The sequence below is a fragment of the Pseudomonas sp. NFX5 genome, from assembly GCF_049132125.1.
Taxonomy (GTDB): domain Bacteria; phylum Pseudomonadota; class Gammaproteobacteria; order Pseudomonadales; family Pseudomonadaceae; genus Aquipseudomonas; species Aquipseudomonas marginalis.
Map to the genome: position 1 here is coordinate 170,584 of NZ_JAFMZG010000009.1, position 20,599 is coordinate 191,182.

General features: G+C 62.5%; 22 protein-coding genes. 8 read left to right on the plus strand and 14 right to left on the minus strand.

Annotated features, from left to right (window positions below; genetic code table 11):
* Positions 1 to 2: 2 nt before the first annotated feature.
* From atuD to J1N02_RS04730, 5 genes are all read left to right on the plus strand, one after another.
* Positions 3 to 1,160: a citronellyl-CoA dehydrogenase gene (gene atuD / locus J1N02_RS04710; protein WP_092355160.1), complete on the plus strand. Its 1,158-nt coding sequence runs from the start codon at positions 3 to 5 to the stop codon at positions 1,158 to 1,160.
* The gene (locus tag J1N02_RS04715) at positions 1,157 to 1,918 is read left to right on the plus strand and encodes an enoyl-CoA hydratase/isomerase family protein (RefSeq protein ID WP_169897940.1); all 762 of its coding nucleotides are present in this window, start codon (positions 1,157 to 1,159) and stop codon (positions 1,916 to 1,918) included. The genes atuD and J1N02_RS04715 overlap by 4 nt, the downstream gene beginning before the upstream one ends.
* Positions 1,919 to 2,697: 779 nt before the next feature.
* Positions 2,698 to 4,581 carry an acetyl-CoA carboxylase biotin carboxylase subunit gene (locus tag J1N02_RS04720; RefSeq protein WP_368964294.1) on the plus strand — a complete coding sequence of 628 codons (1,884 nt, stop codon included), beginning with the start codon at positions 2,698 to 2,700 and terminating at the stop codon, positions 4,579 to 4,581.
* A 74-nt stretch (positions 4,582 to 4,655) separates the two neighbouring features.
* Positions 4,656 to 5,198, plus strand: coding sequence for an exonuclease domain-containing protein (locus J1N02_RS04725; RefSeq protein WP_027603887.1), 543 nt, complete (start codon positions 4,656 to 4,658; stop codon positions 5,196 to 5,198).
* A 64-nt stretch (positions 5,199 to 5,262) separates the two neighbouring features.
* The gene (locus tag J1N02_RS04730; RefSeq protein WP_027603886.1) at positions 5,263 to 5,547 is read left to right on the plus strand and encodes a pyrimidine/purine nucleoside phosphorylase; all 285 of its coding nucleotides are present in this window, start codon (positions 5,263 to 5,265) and stop codon (positions 5,545 to 5,547) included.
* A gap of 63 nt (positions 5,548 to 5,610) precedes the next feature.
* Here J1N02_RS04730 and J1N02_RS04735 read toward each other — a convergent pair whose 3' ends face one another.
* Entirely contained in the window at positions 5,611 to 6,417 is an 807-nt protein-coding gene (locus tag J1N02_RS04735) for an MOSC domain-containing protein (protein WP_027603885.1), read from the minus strand.
* A gap of 39 nt (positions 6,418 to 6,456) precedes the next feature.
* Positions 6,457 to 7,392 (minus strand): chemotaxis protein CheV, encoded by a 936-nt coding sequence (locus J1N02_RS04740; protein ID WP_027603884.1) that lies wholly within the window; start codon positions 7,390 to 7,392, stop codon positions 6,457 to 6,459.
* Between the two features lie 550 nt (positions 7,393 to 7,942).
* On the opposite strand from J1N02_RS04740, the gene J1N02_RS04745 reads away from it, so the two are divergent.
* The 3 genes from J1N02_RS04745 (at position 7,943) to J1N02_RS04755 (ending at position 10,297) form a co-directional block, all read left to right on the plus strand.
* Positions 7,943 to 8,392 carry a hypothetical protein gene (locus J1N02_RS04745; RefSeq protein WP_027603883.1) on the plus strand — a complete coding sequence of 150 codons (450 nt, stop codon included), beginning with the start codon at positions 7,943 to 7,945 and terminating at the stop codon, positions 8,390 to 8,392.
* A 355-nt stretch (positions 8,393 to 8,747) separates the two neighbouring features.
* Positions 8,748 to 9,641 (plus strand): sensor histidine kinase, encoded by an 894-nt coding sequence (locus J1N02_RS04750; protein ID WP_027603882.1) that lies wholly within the window; start codon positions 8,748 to 8,750, stop codon positions 9,639 to 9,641.
* Positions 9,638 to 10,297, plus strand: coding sequence for a response regulator transcription factor (locus J1N02_RS04755; RefSeq protein ID WP_027603881.1), 660 nt, complete (start codon positions 9,638 to 9,640; stop codon positions 10,295 to 10,297). Before J1N02_RS04750 ends, J1N02_RS04755 begins: the two co-directional genes overlap by 4 nt.
* Here the strand turns inward: J1N02_RS04755 and yegS are convergent.
* The 12 genes from yegS to J1N02_RS04815 form a co-directional block, all read right to left on the minus strand.
* Positions 10,256 to 11,176, minus strand: coding sequence for a lipid kinase YegS (gene yegS, locus J1N02_RS04760; protein WP_092355172.1), 921 nt, complete (start codon positions 11,174 to 11,176; stop codon positions 10,256 to 10,258). The two genes, J1N02_RS04755 and yegS, sit on opposite strands and share 42 nt — an antisense overlap.
* A 96-nt stretch (positions 11,177 to 11,272) precedes the next feature.
* Complete coding sequence (locus tag J1N02_RS04765) at positions 11,273 to 11,818, minus strand: hypothetical protein (RefSeq protein WP_027603879.1); 546 nt, start codon at positions 11,816 to 11,818, stop codon at positions 11,273 to 11,275.
* Between the two features lie 33 nt (positions 11,819 to 11,851).
* The gene (locus J1N02_RS04770) at positions 11,852 to 12,178 is read right to left on the minus strand and encodes a hypothetical protein (protein ID WP_027603878.1); all 327 of its coding nucleotides are present in this window, start codon (positions 12,176 to 12,178) and stop codon (positions 11,852 to 11,854) included.
* A gap of 24 nt (positions 12,179 to 12,202) precedes the next feature.
* Positions 12,203 to 12,511 carry a hypothetical protein gene (locus J1N02_RS04775; RefSeq protein WP_027603877.1) on the minus strand — a complete coding sequence of 103 codons (309 nt, stop codon included), beginning with the start codon at positions 12,509 to 12,511 and terminating at the stop codon, positions 12,203 to 12,205.
* A 433-nt stretch (positions 12,512 to 12,944) separates the two neighbouring features.
* Positions 12,945 to 13,337 (minus strand): DUF2802 domain-containing protein, encoded by a 393-nt coding sequence (locus J1N02_RS04780; RefSeq protein WP_092355175.1) that lies wholly within the window; start codon positions 13,335 to 13,337, stop codon positions 12,945 to 12,947.
* On the minus strand, positions 13,338 to 13,820 hold the full coding sequence (locus J1N02_RS04785; RefSeq protein ID WP_005790025.1) for a chemotaxis protein CheW: 483 nt from the start codon (positions 13,818 to 13,820) through the stop codon (positions 13,338 to 13,340).
* A gap of 81 nt (positions 13,821 to 13,901) precedes the next feature.
* On the minus strand, positions 13,902 to 14,696 hold the full coding sequence (locus J1N02_RS04790) for a CheW domain-containing protein (protein WP_027603875.1): 795 nt from the start codon (positions 14,694 to 14,696) through the stop codon (positions 13,902 to 13,904).
* A gap of 2 nt (positions 14,697 to 14,698) precedes the next feature.
* A complete protein-coding gene (locus tag J1N02_RS04795; protein WP_027603874.1) occupies positions 14,699 to 15,487 on the minus strand; it encodes a ParA family protein in 789 nt (262 codons plus the stop codon).
* Positions 15,488 to 15,538: 51 nt separating this feature from the next.
* The gene (gene motD, locus J1N02_RS04800) at positions 15,539 to 16,426 is read right to left on the minus strand and encodes a flagellar motor protein MotD (RefSeq protein ID WP_027603873.1); all 888 of its coding nucleotides are present in this window, start codon (positions 16,424 to 16,426) and stop codon (positions 15,539 to 15,541) included.
* Positions 16,427 to 16,441: 15 nt separating this feature from the next.
* Positions 16,442 to 17,182: a flagellar motor protein gene (locus J1N02_RS04805; RefSeq protein WP_027603872.1), complete on the minus strand. Its 741-nt coding sequence runs from the start codon at positions 17,180 to 17,182 to the stop codon at positions 16,442 to 16,444.
* Positions 17,182 to 18,315, minus strand: coding sequence for a protein-glutamate methylesterase/protein-glutamine glutaminase (locus tag J1N02_RS04810; protein WP_421147202.1), 1,134 nt, complete (start codon positions 18,313 to 18,315; stop codon positions 17,182 to 17,184). The genes J1N02_RS04805 and J1N02_RS04810 overlap by 1 nt, the downstream gene beginning before the upstream one ends.
* Before the next feature lie 48 nt (positions 18,316 to 18,363).
* Complete coding sequence (locus tag J1N02_RS04815) at positions 18,364 to 20,589, minus strand: chemotaxis protein CheA (RefSeq protein WP_027603870.1); 2,226 nt, start codon at positions 20,587 to 20,589, stop codon at positions 18,364 to 18,366.
* Between the last annotated feature and the right edge of the window lie 10 nt (positions 20,590 to 20,599).

Below are 20,599 nucleotides of genomic sequence, written 5' to 3' on the forward strand. Positions count from 1 at the left end.
CAATGATCTTCACCCAGGAACACCAGGAACTGCGCCGCACCGTCCGTGCCTTCGTCGACCGCGAGATCAACCCCCATGTGGACGCATGGGAAAAAGCCGGGCGCTTCCCCATCCACGACATCTTCCGCAAGGCCGGCGACCTCGGCTTGCTGGGGATCTCCAAACCGGAACAATTCGGCGGCATGGGCCTGGACTACAGCTACTCGATCGTCGCCGCCGAAGAGTTCGGCACCATCCGCTGCGGCGGCATCCCCATGTCCATCGGCGTGCAGACCGATATGTGCACCCCCGCCCTCGCCCGCTTCGGTTCCGATGAATTGCGCGACGAATTCCTGCGCCCGGCTATCAGCGGCGAGCAGGTCGGTTGCATCGGCGTCTCGGAAACCGGCGCCGGCTCCGATGTGGCCGGGTTGAAAACCCATGCGCGCAAGGACGGCAGCGACTATGTGATCAACGGCAGCAAAATGTGGATCACCAACTCGCCCAGCGCCGACTTTATCTGCCTGTTGGCCAACACCTCCGACGACAAGCCGCATATCAACAAGTCGCTGATCCTGGTGCCGATGAACACCCCAGGGATCAGCGTCAGCCCGCCCCTGGAAAAACTCGGCATGCACAGCTCCGAGACCGCCCAGGTGTTCTTCGACGGCGTGCGCGTGCCCCAGCGCAATCGCATCGGCCATGAAGGCGCGGGTTTCATGATGCAGATGCTGCAGTTCCAGGAAGAACGCCTGTTTGGCGCGGCCAATATGATCAAGGGCCTGGAGTACTGCATCGACAGCACCGTCGAGTACTGCAAGGAGCGCCAGACCTTCGGCAAGGCGCTGATCGACAACCAGGTGATTCACTTTCGCCTGGCCGAACTGGCCACCGAAATCGAATGTCTGCGTGCACTGGTCTACCAGGCCACCGAGCAGTACATCAAGGGCCAGGACGTGACCCGCCTGGCCTCCATGGCCAAGCTCAAGGCCGGGCGCCTCGGCCGCGAAGTCAGCGACAGTTGCCTGCAATACTGGGGCGGCATGGGCTTCATGTGGGACAACCCGGTGGCCCGCGCCTATCGCGACGTGCGCCTGGTGTCGATTGGCGGCGGCGCCGATGAAATCATGCTGGGCATCATCTGCAAGTTGATGGGCACTTTGCCGGGGAAAAAGCCATGAATACCCTGCTGCTCGAACCCCACAACGGCGTGTTGCACATCACCCTCAACCGGCCCGAATGCCGCAATGCCATGAGCCTGGAAATGGTCAACGAACTGCGCGCGGTGCTGGCCGGGTTGGACAGCCAGGTGCGCGCCGTGGTGATCAGCGGCGCAGGCGGGCATTTTTGCGCCGGTGCCGATGTGAAGGACCTGGTCAGCGCCGGCGATCAATTGCAGGCCCTGAACCGGGCGTTCGGCACGTTGCTGCAAGCGGTGGAAGCCGTGTCGCCAGTGGTCATCGTGGTGCTGCAAGGCGCGGTGCTGGGCGGCGGGTTTGGCCTGGCCTGCGTGAGTGACATCGCGATTGCCGATCACCAGGCGCAGTTCGGTTTGCCGGAGACCAGCCTGGGGTTGCTGCCGGCACAGATTGCGCCGTTTGTGGTCAAGCGTATCGGCCTGACCCAGGCGCGGCGACTGGCGCTGACGGCGGCGCGGTTCGATGGGTTGGAAGCTCAACGGCTGGGGCTGGTGCACTTCACCGAGACCGATCCGCAGGCGTTGGCGGAGCGTCTGGATGAGGTGCTGGGGCAGGTGCTGCGCTGCGCCCCCGGCGCCAATGCGCGTACCAAGGCGCTGTTGCTGGCCAGCGTGGAGCAGCCCGTGGGGCCGCTGCTGGACCAGGCGGCGCAGTGGTTTGCCGAGGCGGTGACCAGCGCGGAAGGGATCGAGGGGACGCAGGCGTTTGTGCAGAAGCGCAAGCCTGGGTGGTGCAAGTGACGCCCGCTGAGCATGGGTATCTACACAATTTTCTGTGGTCTGTGGCGAGGGCGCTTGCTGCCGTGGCGGCCTTCGGGTCGACCATGTCGTTGGCTTTGAGCGAGTACATATCCGTTGCTGCGGTAACGGCGGCTATGGGTTCCGCCCTTACGGCGGGTCACTTTGGAAAAGCCCCAAAGTAACCAAAGGGCTCTTGCCCCACCACTCGGTACCTCGCCTAGGCTCGGTATGCCCGAACGCAGGCTTGAATCCGTGGGCCGCCGTCATGGGCCATCCCTGGCCCAGGACGGCTAACCCGGCGTCCTGCCGGGTTACCCACGGATTCAAGCCTGCGTTCGGCCAGCGTGGTTAACGGGGCGCCTAAGATCAAAATCAAAAGCAGATCAAGAGCCAGAGCAGATCAAAAGATTGCTGACTTCGTCAGCGGTTAAGGAAGTAGAAGCCACACCGCGTACGCTTCAAAGATCAGGTCGGCTTTAAGGCCGCCTCGCTTTGTTTTTGATGTGGGATCGCCCCGTCAAACACGCTGGCCGAACGCAGGCTTTGGAGCGTGGGTAACCCGGCAGGACGCCGGGTTAGCCGCACTGGGCCAGGGATGGCCCAGTGCGGCGGCCCACGCTCCAAAGCCGGAGTGAGGGCACACCGAGCCTAGGCGAGGTGCCGAGTGTTGGGGCGAGGACCTTTTGGTTACTTTTGGGTCCTTCCAAAAGTGACCCGCTGTAAGAGCGGAACCCTAAGTGGCCGTTACCTAAATAACGGATATACACACGGAGCAAAAAATGCCGCAGTTCACAAAAATCCTGATCGCCAACCGCGGCGAAATCGCCTGCCGCATCCAGCGCACGGCCCAGGCATTGGGCTACCGCACCGTCGCCGTCTACAGCGACGCCGACGCCCAAGCCCGGCACATACAAATGGCCGACGAAGCCGTCCACATCGGCCCCGCCCCGGTACAGCAGTCGTACCTGAACATAGAAGCCATCCTCAATGCAGCCAAACTGACCGGCGCCGACGCCATCCACCCCGGCTACGGCTTCCTCTCGGAAAACCCCGGTTTCGCCCGCGCGTGCCAGGACGCCGGCCTGACCTTCATCGGCCCCAGCGCCGAGGCCATCGAATTGATGGGCAGCAAGCGCCGGTCCAAACTCGCCATGCTCGAGGCCGGCGTGCCTTGCATCGCCGGCTACCAGGGCAGCGCCCAGGATGACACCTGCCTGCAACGGGAAGCCGAGCGCATCGGCTACCCGCTGATGATCAAGGCCAGCGCCGGCGGCGGTGGCCGTGGCATGCGTCTGGTCCACCAGCCGGAGGCGCTGCTGGAAAGCCTGCACAGCGCCCGCTCGGAGGCCAGGCATGCGTTCGGCAGTGACGAACTGATCCTCGAACAGGCGCTGATCGAGCCGCGCCACGTCGAGATCCAACTGTTCGGCGACCGCCACGGCAACCTGATTTACCTCGGCGAACGCGACTGCTCGATCCAGCGCCGCCATCAAAAAGTCATCGAGGAAGCGCCCTGCCCGGTGATGACGCCCGAACTGCGCCAGGCCATGGGCGAGGCCGCGCTCAAGGCCGGGCGCGCAGTGAATTACCTCGGCGCCGGTACCGTGGAATTCCTGCTCGACCGCAACGGCCGGTTCTACTTCCTGGAAATGAACACCCGCCTGCAAGTGGAGCACCCGGTCACCGAGCTGATCACCGGCCTCGACCTGGTGGCCTGGCAACTGCAAATCGCCGCCGGCCAGCCGCTGCCGCTCGAGCAGGCGCAGGTGAGCCTGAGCGGCCACGCCATGGAAGTGCGCCTCTATGCTGAAGACCCGGCCCAGGGCTTCCTGCCGCAAACCGGTGAGGTGCTGCGCTGGGAACCGGCCGTGGGCGTACGGGTTGACCATGGGCTGTGCGAAGGCGAAACCATCAGCCCGTTCTATGACCCGATGCTCGGCAAGCTCATCGCCCATGGCGCCACCCGCGAAGAAGCCCGGCGCAAACTGCTGCGGGCGGTGGAGGACACGTTGCTGCTGGGGGTGACGACCAATCAGCGCTTGTTGGCTGAACTGCTCAAGCACCCAGGGTTTATCGAGGGTGATTTCAGCACCGGGTTTATCGCCGAGCACTTCAGCGAAATACCGCGCCCGGCCGCGACAAGTGATCAACTCGCCCTGGCCGCCGCGCTGTTTTACCAACACAGCGCCGACCAGCATCCCCACGGCCTCGCGGGATGGCGCAACAACGCGCGGGTTCCCTGCACCTTTCGCCTGGAGGTCGACGGCGAAACCCACACCGTCACCGCCGCCCCCCTGCCACTCAGCACCGATGGCCGTCACGCCACCGTGGTGCTCAACGGCATTCGCCGGCGTATCGCCTATCACCTGGAGGGCTCTCGGCTGTGGTTGCCAGGCCTTATCGTCACCAACCGCACCCAGCAGGTTGCCGGGCGCCAGGCCGACGCAGGCAGCGGCACGGTCAAGGCACCGATGGACGGTGCCATCGTCGACGTCCGCGTCAGCACCGGTGAACAGGTGACCAAAGGCCAACTGCTGCTGGTGCTCGAAGCCATGAAAATGGAGCATCCACTCAAGGCCGACAGGGACGGCGTGGTCAAGGCCGTACAGGTCACAGCAGGCGATCAGGTACGCAATCGCCAGGTTCTGCTGGAGATCGAATAACCCCCTAGTCGGAACTACAAGGCCGGTCTACGCTCTATCCCCAACAGGAAAGGACGAGTACGGGAACCTGCGCGATGCCTCATTGGCTGATTATTGACCTTGAAGCCACAACGGATGAAGGCGGCTGGCCCGTGACGGAGATGGAAGTCATCGAGATCGGCGCTAGCCTGGTAAACCGCCAGGGCCGCGAGCTGGACCACTTCCAGCGCTTTGTGCGGCCGCTGCGCCGCCCCTTGCTCACGCCCTTTTGTCGCCAGCTGACCCATATCACCCAGGCAAATATCGACGGCGCTGCACCGTTCATCGAGGTGTGGCCGCTGTTCGAGCGCTGGCTGGGCCAGCATCAGGCGCGCCTGGAAGGCTGGGCCAGTTGGGGTGACTACGACCGCGTGCAGCTGGAGCTCGAATGGCAGCGCCATGGCCTGGCCAGCGCCATGGCCCCCACGCCCCATGTCAACCTCAAGCAACGCTTCGCCAAGGCCCGGCGCCTGGACAAGCCCCTGGGGCTCAATGGCGCCCTGCAATTGGCGGGGATGCAGTTCCAGGGCCAGCAACATCGCGCGCTGGAAGATGCACGCAACACCGCGCGCCTGCTGCCGCTGATTTTGCCGGTCTAGGCAGCTTCCCTGGCCTTGGGCATACTGGCCGACCTTTCCAGACCCTTTTTCCGAGGATTCGCCCATGTTCAAAGTCAACGAGTACTTCGACGGCACCGTCAAGTCGATCGCTTTCGGCACCGCAGAAGGTCCGGCGACCATCGGCGTGATGGCCCCGGGTGAATACGAATTCGGCACCGCCCAGCGCGAAATCATGCACGTGGTGTCCGGCGCCCTGAGCGTCAAGCTGCCCGACGCCAATGACTGGGAAACCTTCGCCGCCGGCAGCCAGTTCAACGTACCGGCCAACAGCAAGTTCCAGCTGAAGGTCGCGGTAGACACCGCTTACCTGTGCGAATACCGCGGCTGATCGCTGCGCCGCAAAAAAAATGCCCGTCTCCCAGGAGACGGGCATTTTTTATGGGCCCATGGCTTATTCGAGGATGATCACCGGCATGCCCACTTCCAGGCGGCCCACGCCATCGTTGACCAGGTTCTGGCCAAAAATCGCGCCGTCCTCGGTCTTGCGGTAGGCCTCCAGCGTCACAAAAGGCTCACGGTCGGGACTGCGCTCGCCGGTGTGCGGATCGATGGTGGTGAGAATGCAGCGTGAGCAGGGCTTGACTGCACGAAACTCCACATCCCCGATGCGCAGGCGCTTCCAGCCATCCTCGGCGAAGGCGTCGCTGCCTTCGATCACCAGGTTGGGGCGAAAGCGCAGCATGTCCATGGGACGGCCGACTTTTTGCGAGAGGTCGTCGAGGGACGCTTGCCCGATCACCAGTAACGGATAACCGTCGGCGAACGCGACCTGGTCATCATCGCGGCCGTAACCTGCCTGGGTAGTGCGCGCCCGCTCCAGAGGAATCTGCACCAGCCGTGTCGGTTTGCCGATAAAGGCGCTGACCCAGGCGGCGGCTTCGTCGCCGGCGTCCGGCACACGCAAGGTGTCGCGCCAGATGGTCACGCCACGTAACTCAGCCGCGCTGCCGGGCAACGCCACGTCCAGCGGCGCGTAGCCAGGCGAACTCAGGGTCAGGCCGCCGCTGCTGTTCCACAGCGCCGACAGTTGGCTCATCTTCGCCACGGCGCGCTGGGTGAGGAAACGCCCGCTGGCCTCATCCACCAGCATCCAGCGTCGATCGCCGTCCAACCCCAGTTTATCCAGGCCGATCTGTTGCAGGGTTTCGGCCTTGCCGGACTTCAAGGGGTAACGGTACAACGCGCTGAGACGAAGCATGGGCCAACATTCCTGAGGGGCAAAGCCGTCACCCTAAGGTCAAGCGGACGCTTCGTCCAGCATCAGGCGCTGACGCACCACATCCACCAGCTTGTCCGGCTGGAACTTGGACAGGAAGTTGTCGCAGCCGACCTTCTTCACCATCGAGTCGTTGAAACTGCCCGACAGCGAGGTGTGCAGCACCACGTAGAGCTTGCGCAGTCGTGGGTCGTTGCGGATTTCGGTGGTGAGGCGGTAGCCGTCCATCTCGGGCATTTCGGCGTCGGTGAAGATCATCAGCAGCTTGTCGGTCATCACATGGCCGGCGTCGGCCCAGGCCTTGAGCATGTTCAGCGCCTTGAGACCGTCGCTGGCGATGTGCATCTTCACGCCCAGTTGGCCGAGGGTGTCGCGCAATTGCGACAGGGCCACGTTGGAGTCGTCCACCAGCAGCACTTCGCGGCCACGGGCGCGTTCCAGCACCGGGTCGTCGAGTTTTTCGCGGGAGACCTTGGCGTTGTACGGCACGATCTCGGCGAGGACTTTTTCCACGTCGATGATCTCCACCAACTGGTCGTCGACCTTGCTGATGGCGGTGAGGTAATGCTGGCGCCCGGCGCTGGTCGGCGGCGGCAGGATGGCCTCCCAGTTCATGTTGACGATGCGGTCCACGCCACCCACCAGGAACGCCTGCACCGAGCGGTTGTACTCGGTGACGATGATGGTGCTGTTGGGGCCCGGCACCAGCGGACGCATGCCGATGGCCTGGGACAAGTCGATCACCGGCAGGGTCTGGCCCCGCAGGTTGACCACGCCGCACACGAAGGGGTGGCGCTGGGGCATCAGGGTCAGCTTGGGCAGTTGCAGGACTTCCTGCACCTTGAACACGTTGATGGCGAACAGCTGCCGCCCGGCCAGGCGGAACATGAGGATCTCCAGGCGATTCTCACCCACCAGTTGCGTGCGTTGGTCTACCGTGTCGAGAATGCCGGCCATTAAGAGCTCCTGGTGTGCGCTGGAAAGTAATGCGCGAAGTGTTTGTGCAGTTAGCTTGTTATCGGCGGCAAACGCCGGACCTTGACCCCGGTAAAATGCCACGTAAATTCATTGATGTCACACTGACATCATGCTTTACTGCTGAGGCCTGTTCATATGGCGGTGCAGCGACGTTGCGCGACATTCAAATCGACGCAAGGTTCCGCCATGTAAGGGATTCCCCTATACACAATCAGGCCCAACCTGATGTTCGCAATATCTAATAGCCATTAATGTGACGCCATTCTCATTGCATGAATGGAGTCAGGCTTTTGTTTGCCATCCCCAGCCCTCGTCTTATGGGTTTTCCAGACGCTCACGTCGCGGCAACTGAAGGTGTGCAATCGAGCCCGCTCACGGGGGCCACGCACAGCCGTCGCCGTCATTCAAATAAACGTCCTACTGAAAACTCAGAAGCAACCTACAGATTCCCGTTATCTTTCAGCGGTAGTTTTACGCCATTCACCCGGTGCGACCTCTCATCACCCGACCTTATGTTGTGGAGACTTGCATGATGAACGACGGTAACGAGTGGCAACTTGCACTTCCTGAGTTCCTGCGCGAGGCTGAAAAGCTGCTGACCAAGTCGGAAGAATGCCTGAGCCACCTGCATTTGATCCGCAACGACAGTGACGCCATCGACTGCATGAAAATCAGCCTGATCAAGCTCGCCGAAAAGGCCGATTGCCTGGCCCTGCAAGCGATCAGCGAGTTCTCGCGGCATATCCAGGACGTGATCGCCAACGCCGAAAACCCGTTGCAGTTACATGATCAAGCCCTGGACGCCCTGCATGACTGCCTGACATTGCTGGCCTGGCAGTTGGAATTGATCGATGCAAAAACAGGCCAACTGCCCCTGGATGAAGAAGAACAGACCAAGTTGATTGACACGGTCACCCTGCACATTCCGCAAAAGGGTTTCAGTTACAATCCGCAACAACGTATGCACCATTTGTCTTGAAGCGTTATCAGGTCGCATTCAAGCACGGGGTTATCTAAAAACGACGACTCCAACTAATCTGCTGGAGAAAAATGGCTATTCAATATCAATTAGCCATTAACGATACAAACCCTTTGAAATAATACAACCTCACTTCATTAACTCTGGGATTATCATTCCTCGAGTTGTTGCGCGTTTAAATAGGCCCGCCAGGCACGGCACCTGGCGACCAACGGTAAGAGTGGTGGTACTATGCACCCGCTTGAAGTGACTCAACTTCAGCCTGCTTGAGAACGATTCAAGAACGTATTCCAAACAGAGCCCGGTCAGCCGCGACCGGTCTTCCCGCAGCGAACCTTCATTGGCTCCATCCGCTATGCATGCCAGCCTCAAGACATTCATCGCAAGGTCCGCGTCCCGCAGTAACGCACGCCGTTTGATCCTCGCCCTGTGCCTCGGCTCGCTGCTGCTGAGCCTGTGGGCCTACAGCCGCTCCGCGCCGCTGCCACTGCTGGTGCTGCTGCTCAACCTGGCCATCTTGGTGGTGGTTGGCCTGCAACAATGGCGCTCGCGTAAATCCATCAAGTTCCAGCCCCAGGAGTTGGCCGATCGCCTGTTGCAAGTGCAGGAAAACGAACGTCATCGCCTCAGCCGTGAACTGCATGACGATATCGGCCAGTTGCTGACCGCCGCCAAGCTGCAAAGCGAATGGCTCAAGCGCCGCCTGCCGGAGGAGCTGCAAAGCCAGTGCACCGTGCTGTGCAACACCTTGAACGAGACCCTGGCCAAGGTGCGCGACGTGTCCGCCATCCTCAACCCCCGGCAGCTCGCCAGCCTGGGCCTGGAAGCCAGCCTGCGCGCGCACCTGCTCAAGACCCTGGAAAACACCCCGGTGCACTGGAGCCTCGAATGCCAGCAACGACTGACCGGCATCCCTGAAGAAATGGCCGTGGCGGCCTTTCGCATTACCCAGGAAGCCGTGACCAACATGCTGCGCCACGCCCAGGCGCGCAACCTGCTGGTGCGCCTGCAGCGCCTGCCCGAGGGCCTGTCGCTGACCATCTGCGATGACGGCCAGGGCTTTTCGCCCGCCATCAACCCCGGCCTGGAAGGCCAACGGGGCATGGCCGGCATGTCCGAGCGCATTGACCAGCTTGGCGGTTCATTGTCCGTCAGCAGCCAACCAGGCCACGGCACACGGATCGACGCGCTTTTCCCCTGGGCGCCTCGCTCCCTCGAACGGGCCAGCGCCCCTAAGGTTATCGAGTGACCTGCACATTACTCCTGGTGGATGACCATGCACTGATCAGGGCCGGCGTACGTGCGCTGGTACAGGATATTCCCGGCTACACGGTGACCGGCGAAGCCAGCGATGGCGCACAATTGCTGGAGCAGTTCAATACCCTGCTGCCGGATATCGTGCTGTTGGACTTGTCCATGAAACACACCACTGGCCTCGACGCGCTGCAGCAACTCAAGCGTGTGCACCCCAGGAGCAAGGTGCTGATCCTGTCGATGCACACCGATCCGGAGCTGATCATGTGCGCGCTGGAAGCGGGCGCCCACGGCTACCTGCTCAAGGACACCACTGCCAACGAGCTGGAACACGCGTTGCTGGCCTTGCGCAACAACGAGCGCTACCTGAGCCCGGCGATCGCCCATACCGTGATCAACCAGGCGCTGGTGCGCAGCCAGGGGCCGGCCACGCCCGCCAGCCACAGCCATAACCTCACGGCCCGCCAACTGGAAATCCTGCGCCTGATCGTGCGCGGCAAATCCACCCGCGAGATCGCCCACGGCCTGGGCCTGAGCATCAAGACCGTAGAAGCCCACCGCTCGCAAATCATGAAGCGCCTGCAGATATTCGACGTGGCGGGCCTGGTGTTATTTGCCGTGCGCGAGCAGATCATCAGCCTGGACGACTAGGGGCGAACCCACCGGCAGATGCACGCGCAGGGCCTTGGGCAAGGCCTCGAAGTGCAGGTCGTCACCTTCCAGCGGCTCGCCATCGAGGTTGATGTACAAGCCCTGCGCGACCTTGATGTTGACCCACGGCAGGCGTGCCCGCACGAACATCGCGTCCAGCTCCCAACCGTTGCCCATCAGCTCGCGCAAGGTGCCGACCACTTCCTGGGGCGCCGGCAGGATACTGACGTCCAGCAAGCCATCGTCGGCCAATGCCCCAGGGCACAGCACATGCCCACCGCCCGCCTGGCGACCGTTGCCGATACCCAGGGCAAGCAGCTCGCCTTTCCAGTGGAAATCCGGCCCGTCCAGCTCCGCATAGGCGGCCTTCAACTCGCTGAAGCGCGTCAGGCCGGTGAACAGGTAGGCGGCGCCACCGAGGACTTTCTTCAGGTCTTCGGAGGTATTGGCGGTAACCTGGCTGCCGAAGCCGCCGGTGGCCATATTCAGGAAGATTTGCCCGCCGACCTGGCCGAGGTCGATCGCCCTGGGCGGCACATCCAGCAACGCCAGGGCCTGGGCGGGCTCCAAGGGCACGCCGGCAGCCTTGGCGAAATCATTGGCGGTCCCCAGGGGCATCAGCACCAGGCTGGCGTCACCCTTGGCCTGCGCCATGGCCTCGGCCACGTCGCGCAAGGTGCCATCGCCGCCGCCGGCAATGATGTGGGTATAGCCGCCCTCCAGGGCCTCCTTGACCAGGCGCTTTGCGTCACCGCCCTCCCAGGTCACCCGTACCGCCAGCTCCCAGCCCTGCTCGCGCCGGGCCAGCACGGCGCTGCGCACGTCCTCGTTGAGGGCCTGCTTGCCGTGGAGGATCAACAGTGCCTTGGGGGTGGTCATGGGTGGCTTACTCCTGGATTCAAAGGTGCTTGAAGGATGTGGACCCTGGGCGACCGAAAAAAAGCCATGGGCGTTGAAAATTAATCCCGCGACTCACTAGAAGTTATCCATCGCGTTGCACATCGACAGCTTGCCCTTGGGCACAGGCTCCACAGCGACCCATTGCTTGGCGCCCGCCGGCAGTTCATGCAACTGGATCGAACAATTGGCATACATGGACGCCTGCACCATGTAATCCACCCCGGGCCGAGGCACGAAGGCCATGCTGGCGGAGCATTGCCGGGAATACTGCAATTGCCCCAAGTAATGAAAGGCGATCGGCGTGTTCGCCGGCACCACCAATTCCGACGACACCGCAGCCGCCCACGAATAAATCGGCCCAGGCATGCCCAGGCTTTCACCGTTGTGATCGGGGAAGCCCGCTTTCGTCGACGCCATCACCCCGGCGCCCGGCACGTTCCAGTCCAGGCAATCACGCCCCGGCACCGCGCGCACCAGACCATCGGTGATCAACCGCACGCGGGCGGTCTCGCCGGTCTGCGGTGCAACGTAGCCGGTGGACAGGGAGCGGATGTTCGCCACTTGGCCGCAGCCGGTCAGCAGCACCAGCAACGCCACGGGAACCACACGTAAAAGGCTCATCAGCAGTCAACTCGCAGAGGAATAAAGGGCCGCTTACGGCTGACGGCAATTCTGCTTGACCGACAGCTCTGGCGCCGGTTCGTACTTCACCTGCTGCAAGCCATCAGCGCCCTGGAAGATGAAGTACTTGATCCGGCAGTCCTTGAACATCGGCGAATAACCCTCAGCCCGGAAGCCTTGGCCATCGACCTGCTTGGTCACAGCGTTGTTTCGGCTGACCACCGCGAGCACCTGGGCGTAACTCTGGCCCATCTTCACCCCCGGCTCGCCGGTGACCGTCATCGACGAGGCGCAACCGCCCAGCCCTGCCACCGCCAATGCCAGCGCGACGCCGTACAGTCCATTGCGTAGATCGTTCATTCCTTGCTTCCTTTTAGTGATGGATCAGCGGCGGCCATCGCACACTGGAGATTCGCCAACGCGGCCAAGCTTGCACAGGTCCAGATTATCCTTGCGGGTAAAGCCAGCGTCCTTCATGCAATAGAAGTGCTTCAGTCTCTCATCGATTGAGCCGCCGCCCGTGCCCGCCACATTCTCGTACCCGCACGCGAGCATGCTGCTCTTGACGCCCTCTACAGAGACCCCGCTCTTTTGCCAATCGGTAAAATCCGGCGGCGGCGGTTGGAAGCCCCTGCCCGTGCACCCAATCAATAACACCGCGTAAACACTCAACAGCAGCCCGCTCCTCAACATCGCGTTCCTCCTCATGGTTTGCGTAGACCGCTCACCCGCCAACGCGTCCCTGGCATGGCCCGTGGCTCAACGTGAGGTCAATGCCGCTGGCACCGATGCAACGTCCCTGCAACGGATCATCGACAGGGTTGACTGGACATCTTCAGCCTGATCGCCACTGAGCACGACGCGGTCGATCTTGAAGCACGGCATTTGATTGCGCGGTAAGCGCGGAGGTGGCAACCCAAGACGGCAGCCAAACAGAGGGTTTTGCTCGAGAGGGGATCAACAGGCATTTCGCATCCTTGTGAGTGAAACGTCCTACATGCGTAGCTTGGTCATCACAAACAAGTAAAAGTGCCACGGAAAAACATGGCACGGTGACGCATCCGACACAATCAGCCGCAGGCGGCATTCAAGGCATAGCGAGAAGCGCACGGTATACACGGCACAATCAGCTTTTGTGTAATTTACTCATCAACTGCGCCTCAGCCTGGGTCAAGCCACACGACTGGGTCAGTTCATCCACGGTAGCGCCCATGCCCACCAGCTTCGCCGCCTGGGCAAATGACAGGCTGGAAGGGTCACGCTGCTCGATCTGCGCCAGCTTGTCCGGCAGCGGCGCGAGAATGGCGCGCAGTTCATGCACCTCGTCCCCCACCCTCACCGCACTCTGCTGGAAGTGATCAACCCGCTTGACCAGCTCCAGCACCCGTCGATCACGCACCGCATCGCGCTCGGCCTGCTGCATCGCCAACTCGCGCTGCTGGCGTATGTAGCGCAGCAGAAAACCCAAGGTCCCGGCCCACAACAGGGCCAGGACAATCACCGCGACCTCAAGGAACAATCAGATGCTCTCCAGTTCCGACCATTCTTCTTCGCTCATCATTTTGTCCAGCTCAACCAGAATCAACAGTTCGTTGTTCTTGTTGCATACGCCCTGGATGAACTTGGCCGATTCCTCGTTGCCCACGTTCGGCGCGGTTTCCACTTCCGATTGGCGCAGGTAGACCACTTCCGCGACGCTGTCGACCATGATCCCGACCACTTGCTTGTCGGCCTCGATGATGACGATACGCGTGTTATCGCTGACTTCGACCGTGTCCAGGCCAAAACGCTGGCGGGTGTCGATCACCGTCACCACGTTGCCGCGCAGGTTGATGATGCCCAGCACATAGCTTGGCGCACCGGGAACCGGAGCGATCTCGGTGTAGCGCAGCACTTCCTGCACGCGCATCACGTTGATACCGTAGGTTTCGTTGTCCAGTTTGAAGGTAACCCATTGCAGGATCGGATCATCCAAACCTTGTGCGGACGCTGACTTGTTCATATCTCTGACCCCTTCAAATGCCGATGTAGGCGGCGTGTGTACTTCTTTTGGCCGCACGTTCGCGCGGCCCTTGTTGTCCCATCAACTGCGTTTGTTCACCGGCATTGCTTTAACGGCACCGCTGGCGATCAACTCGGCCAGTTCGGCAACGTCCAGCAACGCACACATGTGTTCGATCACGGTGCCTGCCAGCCAGGGCCGCTGGCCCCGATGGCTGCGCCATTTGATTTCATTCGGGTCCAGGCGCAGCGAGCGGCTGACTTGATGCACCGCCAGCCCCCATTCGTAGCCCTGCACCGAGATCACGTATTGCAAGCCTTGGCGGAAGTCATCGCGGTAGCGGTCGGGCATCACCCAGCGTGCGGTGTCCAGCACCTTGAGGTTACCGGCCTGGCTCGGCAGGATGCCCAGGAACCACTCCGGCTGCCCGAACAACGGCGTCAGTTCCTGGCCCTCCAACGAGTAGATCGAGCCCAGGCACACCAACGGCACCGCCAGGGTCAACCCGGCGACGTCGAACAGCAGACATTCAAATGGCTCGGCCGCCCAGGCCGGCCGATCATCGCCACTCACCGGCGGTGGCGTGATGCTCGGTGGCAGGTGCACTTCCACGACCGGCTCGACCACCGCAGGTACGACGGGAGCGACCACCGGGACGCTGACCGGGACGACGAGTGCATCGCGGGCCTGCTCTTCCAATACAGCCAACTGGAACTCGTCCAGGCTGCTCGAGGACGGCACTTCGACCGCCGGCTCCAGCACCAGGATAGGCTCCTGTAATTCTTCTGCGGTCGCGTCCTGCAGCAAGGCATCCAGGTAGGATTCCAGTGCCAGTTGCGGCCGGGTCTTGACCTTGAGTTCGACGGGACGGTTCATCATCAGGCCACCTGCGCCACAAGCTGCTGGGACAGCAGGTGCTTGAGCAACGCCCGGTAGGCCAGCACACCGCGGCTTTTGCCGTCGAACTGCGACGGCGTGAGCCCGGCACGGCTGGCATCACGCAGGCGGGTGTCCACCGGAATGTAGCCGTTCCAGATAGTCTCCGGGTAGGCATCGCGCAGGACGCGCAAGGTGCCCAGGGACGCCTGGGTGCGGCGGTCGAACAGGGTGGGCACGATGCTGTAGGGCAACGCCTGTTTGCGCGAACGGTTGATCATCGCCAGGGTGCTGACCATGCGCTCCAGGCCCTTGACCGCCAGGTGCTCGGTCTGCACCGGGATCACCAGTTGCTGGCTGGCCGCCAAAGCGTTGACCATCAGCACCCCGAGCAACGGCGGGCTGTCGATGATCGCGTAGTCGAAGTCCTGCCACAGTTGCGCCAGGGTCTTGGCGATCACCAGGCCCAGGCCGCTCTGCCCCGGCGACTGGCGCTCCAGGGTGGCCAGCGCGGTACTCGACGGCAGCAGGAAAATGCTTTCGTTACTGGTGGGCAGCAGCAATTGCCCGGGCAGGTCGGCCGGTACGTTGCCTTTGTGCAGGAACAGGTCGTAGTTGCTGTGCTCCAGCGCATCCGGGTCGTAGCCGAAATAGCTGGTCATCGAGCCGTGGGGGTCGAGGTCGACCACGACCACACGCTTGCCCGCCTCGGCCAGCAAGCCGGCTAAAGCGATGGAGGTGGTGGTCTTGCCGACTCCACCTTTTTGATTGGCAACTGCCCAGACTCTCATTCGGATGGTTCCTCCCGGTGGGCACACGCGCGACCGAGACATTGCATAAGGTTATTGAGCCGGCGACGGAGAATTGACGGCACTCTGCTGAACCGGCGGCTTTGCAGGGGCCGGTGCAGTTTGTGTGCCAGCGCGCTTCAAGGCCGCATCCGGTGTTGCATTGGCGGTACCAGTGCCGGTCAGGCTACGGCGCACCTCCAGGTTTCGGGACACCACCAGCACCACCCGGCGGTTGCGTGCGCGGCCTTCGAGCGTGGCGTTATTGGCCACCGGCTGGAACTCGCCATACCCCACCGACGCCAGGCGTCCAGGGTTCACGCCCTGCATCGCGAGCATGCGCACGATGCTTGCGGCACGGGCCGATGACAGCTCCCAGTTGGTCGGGTACTGCGCGGTACTGATCGGCACATTGTCGGTAAAGCCTTCAACGTGGATCGGGTTTTCAAACGGTTTGAGGATCGCCGCCACCTTGTCGATGATGGTGAACGCCTGGTCGCTGGGCAATGCATCGGCACTGGCGAACAGCAGGCTGGAATTGAGCTCGATCTCCACCCACAACTCATTGCCGCGCACGGTCATCTGGTTGGAGCTGATCAGGTCGCCAAACGCGGCACTGATGTCGTCGGCGATGCTTTTCAGCGGATCACTGGTGCCGCCCACGCCGGCAGCGGTTTCGTCGCTGTCGTTGACCAGCGGCTTGGCCGGGGTCACGGTCCTGGGCCGCTCTTCGCCAATCGGGATCGGCTTGAGCGAACGGTCGGCGTCGTTGAACACACCGATCAACGCCTGGGAAATGACCTTGTACTTGCCTTCGTTGATCGACGAGATGGAGTACATCACCACGAAAAAGGCGAACAGCAAGGTGATGAAGTCCGCATAGGACACCAGCCACCGCTCGTGGTTGACGTGTTCTTCAGGCTCGCGACGGCGACGGCTCATTGGCAATACTCCCCATCAATCCATGAAGCCCTGGAGCTTCAATTCGATGGAGCGCGGGTTCTCGCCCTCGGCAATCGACAGGATGCCTTCGAGCAGCATCTCGCGATAGCGCGACTGGCGCATGGCAATCGACTTGAGCTTGCTGGCCACCGGCAACAGCACCAGGTTGGCACTGGCCACCCCGTAGATGGTGGCAACGAACGCCACGGCAATGCCGCTGCCCAACTGCGACGGATCGGCCAGGTTGCCCATCACGTGGATCAGGCCCATCACCGCGCCGATGATGCCGATGGTCGGCGCGTAGCCGCCCATGCTTTCAAATACTTTGGCGGCGTTGATGTCGCGGCTTTCCTGGGTGTAGAAATCCACCTCGAGGATGCTGCGGATCGCTTCCGGCTCGGCGCCGTCCACCAGCAATTGCAGGCCTTTGCGCGAATAGCTGTCGGGTTCGGCATCGGCCACGCCTTCGAGGCCCAGCAGGCCTTCCTTGCGCGCGGTGAGGCTCCAGTTGACCACACGATCGATGCCACCGGCCAGGTCGACACGCGGCGGAAAAATGATCCAGATGAGGATCTGCATCGCGCGCTTGAACGAACTCATCGGTGACTGCAGCAACGCGGCGCCCACCGTGCCGCCAATCACGATCAGCGCCGCCGGGCCGTTGGCCAGGGCGCCCAGGTGACCGCCTTCGAGGTAGTTGCCGCCAATAATGGCGACAAACGCCAGGATGATGCCGATCAGGCTCAATACATCCATCAGAGGCAGGCCTCCACCAGATGCCTGCCGATGTCGTCCAGGCTGTAGACGGCGTCGGCCAGGTCAGCCTTGACGATGGCCATGGGCATGCCATAGATCACGCAGCTGGCTTCGTCCTGGGCCCAGATCGCACTGCCGCCCTGCTTGAGCAGGCGCGCCCCTTCACGGCCGTCGGCGCCCATGCCGGTGAGCACCACCGCCAGAACTTTGTCGCCGTAGGACTTGGCCGCCGAACCGAAGGTGATGTCCACGCACGGCTTGTAGTTGAGGCGCTCATCGCCCGGCAGGATTTTGATCGCGCCACGGCCGTCGACCATCATCTGCTTGCCGCCCGGGGCCAGCAACGCCAGGCCAGGACGCAGGATGTCGCCATCCTCGGCTTCCTTGACGCTGATGCGGCACAGCTTGTCCAGGCGCTCGGCGAAGGCCTTGGTGAACGCGGCGGGCATATGCTGGATCAACACGATCGGCGCCGGGAAGTTGGCCGGCAATTGGGTCAACACGCGCTGCAAGGCGACCGGGCCGCCGGTGGAGGTGCCGATGGCGACCAGCTTATAGGCCTTGCGCTTGGGCGCAGGCGAATGGGTAGCCGCCGGTGCCGACGTTCGTACCGGTGGCGTGGCAGGCCGTGCAAGCGGCGCTGGCGCCGGACGACTGAACGAGGAACTGGTGGGGGCAGCCGGCGCAGCCACCGGTGCCGGCGCAGGGGCTGGCGCGCTGAACAGGCTGCGGCGGTTGCTGCGGGAAATACTGTGGACTTTCTCGCACAGCAGTTGCTTGACCTTCTCGGGATTGCGCGAGATGTCTTCGAAATTCTTCGGCAGGAAGTCCACCGCCCCCGCATCCAGCGCGTCGAGGGTCACTCGGGCGCCTTCGTGGGTCAGCGAGGAGAACATCAATACCGGGGTCGGGCAGCGTTGCATGATGTGCCGGACTGCCGTGATGCCATCCATCATCGGCATCTCGTAGTCCATGGTGATCACGTCCGGCTTCAACGCAATGGCTTGATCAATCGCCTCTTTGCCGTTGGTGGCCGTGCCGACCACCTGGATGCTTGGATCGGCGGAAAGAATTTCCGAGACGCGGCGGCGGAAGAAACCCGAATCGTCCACCACCAGGACCTTGACTGCCATAAACACTCCGTTAGGTGGGGCGGGCAATACCGCCCTGCCCCACCAGAATCAAATACGCCGAGCGGCGTAACGCTTGAGCATGCTCGGAACATCGAGAATCAGCGCGATCCGACCGTCACCGGTGATGGTCGCGCCCGACATGCCCGGGGTTCCCTGCAGCATTTTGCCCAAAGGCTTGATGACCACTTCTTCCTGGCCAACCAGTTGATCGACGACAAAGCCGATACGCTGGGTGCCCACGGAGAGGATCACCACATGGCCTTCGCGCTGCTCTTCATGGGCGGCCGATGCAACCAGCCAGCGCTTGAGGTAGAACAGGGGCAACGCCTTGTCCCGCACGATCACCACTTCCTGGCCGTCGACCACGTTGGTGCGCGACAGGTCGAGGTGGAAGATCTCGTTGACGTTGACCAGCGGGAAGGCGAACGCCTGGTTGCCCAGCATCACCATCAGGGTCGGCATGATCGCCAGGGTCAACGGCACCTTGATGACGATCTTGGAGCCCTGGCCCTTGGTCGAGTAGATGTTGATCGAGCCGTTGAGCTGGCTGATCTTGGTCTTCACCACGTCCATGCCCACGCCACGGCCCGACACGTCGGAAATCTCGGTCTTGGTCGAGAAGCCGGGGGCGAAGATCAGGTTGTAGCACTCGGTGTCGGTCAGGCGGTCGGCGGCGTCCTTGTCCATCACGCCACGCTTGACCGCGATATTGCGCAGGATGGTCGGGTCCATGCCCTTGCCGTCATCGGTGATCGACAGCAGGATGTGGTCGCCTTCCTGCTCCGCCGCCAGGATCACCTTGCCGCCACGGGACTTGCCCGAGGCTTCGCGTTCTTCCGGGGTTTCGACACCGTGGTCGACAGCGTTGCGCACCAAGTGGACCAGCGGGTCGGCCAGGGCCTCGACAAGGTTCTTGTCGAGGTCGGTTTCTTCACCCACCAGTTCCAGATTGATCTCTTTCTTCAGCTGGCGCGCGAGGTCGCGGACCAGGCGCGGGAAGCGGCCGAAGACTTTCTTGATCGGCTGCATGCGCGTTTTCATCACGGCGGTCTGCAGGTCGGCGGTGACCACGTCGAGGTTAGACACGGCCTTCTGCATGGCTTCATCGCCACTGCTCAAGCCCAGGCGCACCAGGCGGTTACGCACCAGTACCAGCTCGCCGACCATGTTCATGATGTCGTCCAGCCGTGCGGTATCGACCCGCACGGTGGTTTCGGCTTCACTGGCCGGTTTTTCCGCGACCGGTGCCGCAGCGGCACGCGCTGGCGCCGGGGCAGCAGCCGGCGCAGGCGCAGGCTTGGCGGCGGGCGCGGCGGCTTTGGCGGCAACCGGTGCCGCCGTGGCTGCAGCAGCGGCCGGGGCGACTTCGGTGAACTTGCCCTTGCCGTGCAGATCGTCCAGCAGTGCTTCGAACTCGTGATCGGAGATCAACCCATCGTCCGCAGGCTTGGCGCCTGCAGCGGGTGCTGCCGGGGCCGCGGCCGTAGCGGCGACTGCCGGCAAGGCATCGGCCGCGAAGGTGCCCTTGCCATGCAACTGGTCGAGCAACGCTTCGAATTCATCGTCAGTGATGTCGGTGCTGGCAGAAGCGGCGGGCACCTCCGCAGCACCGGCGGCGGCACCGGCAGGCGCCACGGCGTCGGCAGCGAACTGGCCCTTGCCGTGCAATTGATCGAGCAGGGACTCGAACTCAGCGTCGGTAATGTCCTCGCTGGTCGGCGCGGCAGCCGGGGCAGCCGGGGCAACCGCAGCCGGCGCTTCGGCTTCGGCCTTGACGGCACTGAGGGAACTGAGCAGTTGCTCGAACTCGCTGTCCGTCACATCCGCTTCAGGCTCCGCCACTGGTTCCGGTACGACTTCGACCACCGGCGCTGCCGTGGTGTCGGCCGGCTCGGCATAGCGCGCCAGGGCGGCCAGCAGTTCCGGAGTGGCTGCGGTGATCGGGGCACGCTCGCGCACTTCGCTGAACATGCCGTTGACCGCATCCAGTGCTTCGAGAATCACGTCCATCAACTCCGAATCAACGTGACGCTCACCCTTGCGCAGGATGTCGAACACGTTCTCGGCGATGTGGCAGCACTCCACCAGCTCATGGAGCTGGAGGAAGCCGGCGCCCCCTTTTACAGTATGAAAACCGCGAAAAATTGCATTGAGCAGGTTCGCATCATCCGGGCGGCTTTCCAGCTCGACCAGTTGTTCGGACAGTTGCTCTAAAATTTCGCCGGCCTCTACAAGGAAATCCTGAAGGATCTCTTCATCGGCGCCGAAGCTCATGTGGGTGCTC

What these genes read in the sequence shown, in the direction of transcription:
- atuD (WP_092355160.1), top strand. Translation starts at nt 3, where the DNA reads ATGATCTTCACCCAGGAACACCAGGAACTGCGCCGCACCGTCCGTGCC.
- J1N02_RS04715 (WP_169897940.1), top strand. Translation starts at nt 1,157, where the DNA reads ATGAATACCCTGCTGCTCGAACCCCACAACGGCGTGTTGCACATCACC.
- J1N02_RS04720 (WP_368964294.1), top strand. Translation starts at nt 2,698, where the DNA reads ATGCCGCAGTTCACAAAAATCCTGATCGCCAACCGCGGCGAAATCGCC.
- J1N02_RS04725 (WP_027603887.1), top strand. Translation starts at nt 4,656, where the DNA reads ATGCCTCATTGGCTGATTATTGACCTTGAAGCCACAACGGATGAAGGC.
- J1N02_RS04730 (WP_027603886.1), top strand. Translation starts at nt 5,263, where the DNA reads ATGTTCAAAGTCAACGAGTACTTCGACGGCACCGTCAAGTCGATCGCT.
- J1N02_RS04735 (WP_027603885.1), bottom strand. Translation starts at nt 6,417, where the DNA reads ATGCTTCGTCTCAGCGCGTTGTACCGTTACCCCTTGAAGTCCGGCAAG.
- J1N02_RS04740 (WP_027603884.1), bottom strand. Translation starts at nt 7,392, where the DNA reads ATGGCCGGCATTCTCGACACGGTAGACCAACGCACGCAACTGGTGGGT.
- J1N02_RS04745 (WP_027603883.1), top strand. Translation starts at nt 7,943, where the DNA reads ATGATGAACGACGGTAACGAGTGGCAACTTGCACTTCCTGAGTTCCTG.
- J1N02_RS04750 (WP_027603882.1), top strand. Translation starts at nt 8,748, where the DNA reads ATGCATGCCAGCCTCAAGACATTCATCGCAAGGTCCGCGTCCCGCAGT.
- yegS (WP_092355172.1), bottom strand. Translation starts at nt 11,176, where the DNA reads ATGACCACCCCCAAGGCACTGTTGATCCTCCACGGCAAGCAGGCCCTC.
- J1N02_RS04765 (WP_027603879.1), bottom strand. Translation starts at nt 11,818, where the DNA reads ATGAGCCTTTTACGTGTGGTTCCCGTGGCGTTGCTGGTGCTGCTGACC.
- J1N02_RS04770 (WP_027603878.1), bottom strand. Translation starts at nt 12,178, where the DNA reads ATGAACGATCTACGCAATGGACTGTACGGCGTCGCGCTGGCATTGGCG.
- J1N02_RS04775 (WP_027603877.1), bottom strand. Translation starts at nt 12,511, where the DNA reads ATGTTGAGGAGCGGGCTGCTGTTGAGTGTTTACGCGGTGTTATTGATT.
- J1N02_RS04785 (WP_005790025.1), bottom strand. Translation starts at nt 13,820, where the DNA reads ATGAACAAGTCAGCGTCCGCACAAGGTTTGGATGATCCGATCCTGCAA.
- J1N02_RS04790 (WP_027603875.1), bottom strand. Translation starts at nt 14,696, where the DNA reads ATGAACCGTCCCGTCGAACTCAAGGTCAAGACCCGGCCGCAACTGGCA.
- J1N02_RS04795 (WP_027603874.1), bottom strand. Translation starts at nt 15,487, where the DNA reads ATGAGAGTCTGGGCAGTTGCCAATCAAAAAGGTGGAGTCGGCAAGACC.
- motD (WP_027603873.1), bottom strand. Translation starts at nt 16,426, where the DNA reads ATGAGCCGTCGCCGTCGCGAGCCTGAAGAACACGTCAACCACGAGCGG.
- J1N02_RS04805 (WP_027603872.1), bottom strand. Translation starts at nt 17,182, where the DNA reads ATGGATGTATTGAGCCTGATCGGCATCATCCTGGCGTTTGTCGCCATT.
- J1N02_RS04810 (WP_421147202.1), bottom strand. Translation starts at nt 18,315, where the DNA reads ATGGCAGTCAAGGTCCTGGTGGTGGACGATTCGGGTTTCTTCCGCCGC.
- J1N02_RS04815 (WP_027603870.1), bottom strand. Translation starts at nt 20,589, where the DNA reads ATGAGCTTCGGCGCCGATGAAGAGATCCTTCAGGATTTCCTTGTAGAG.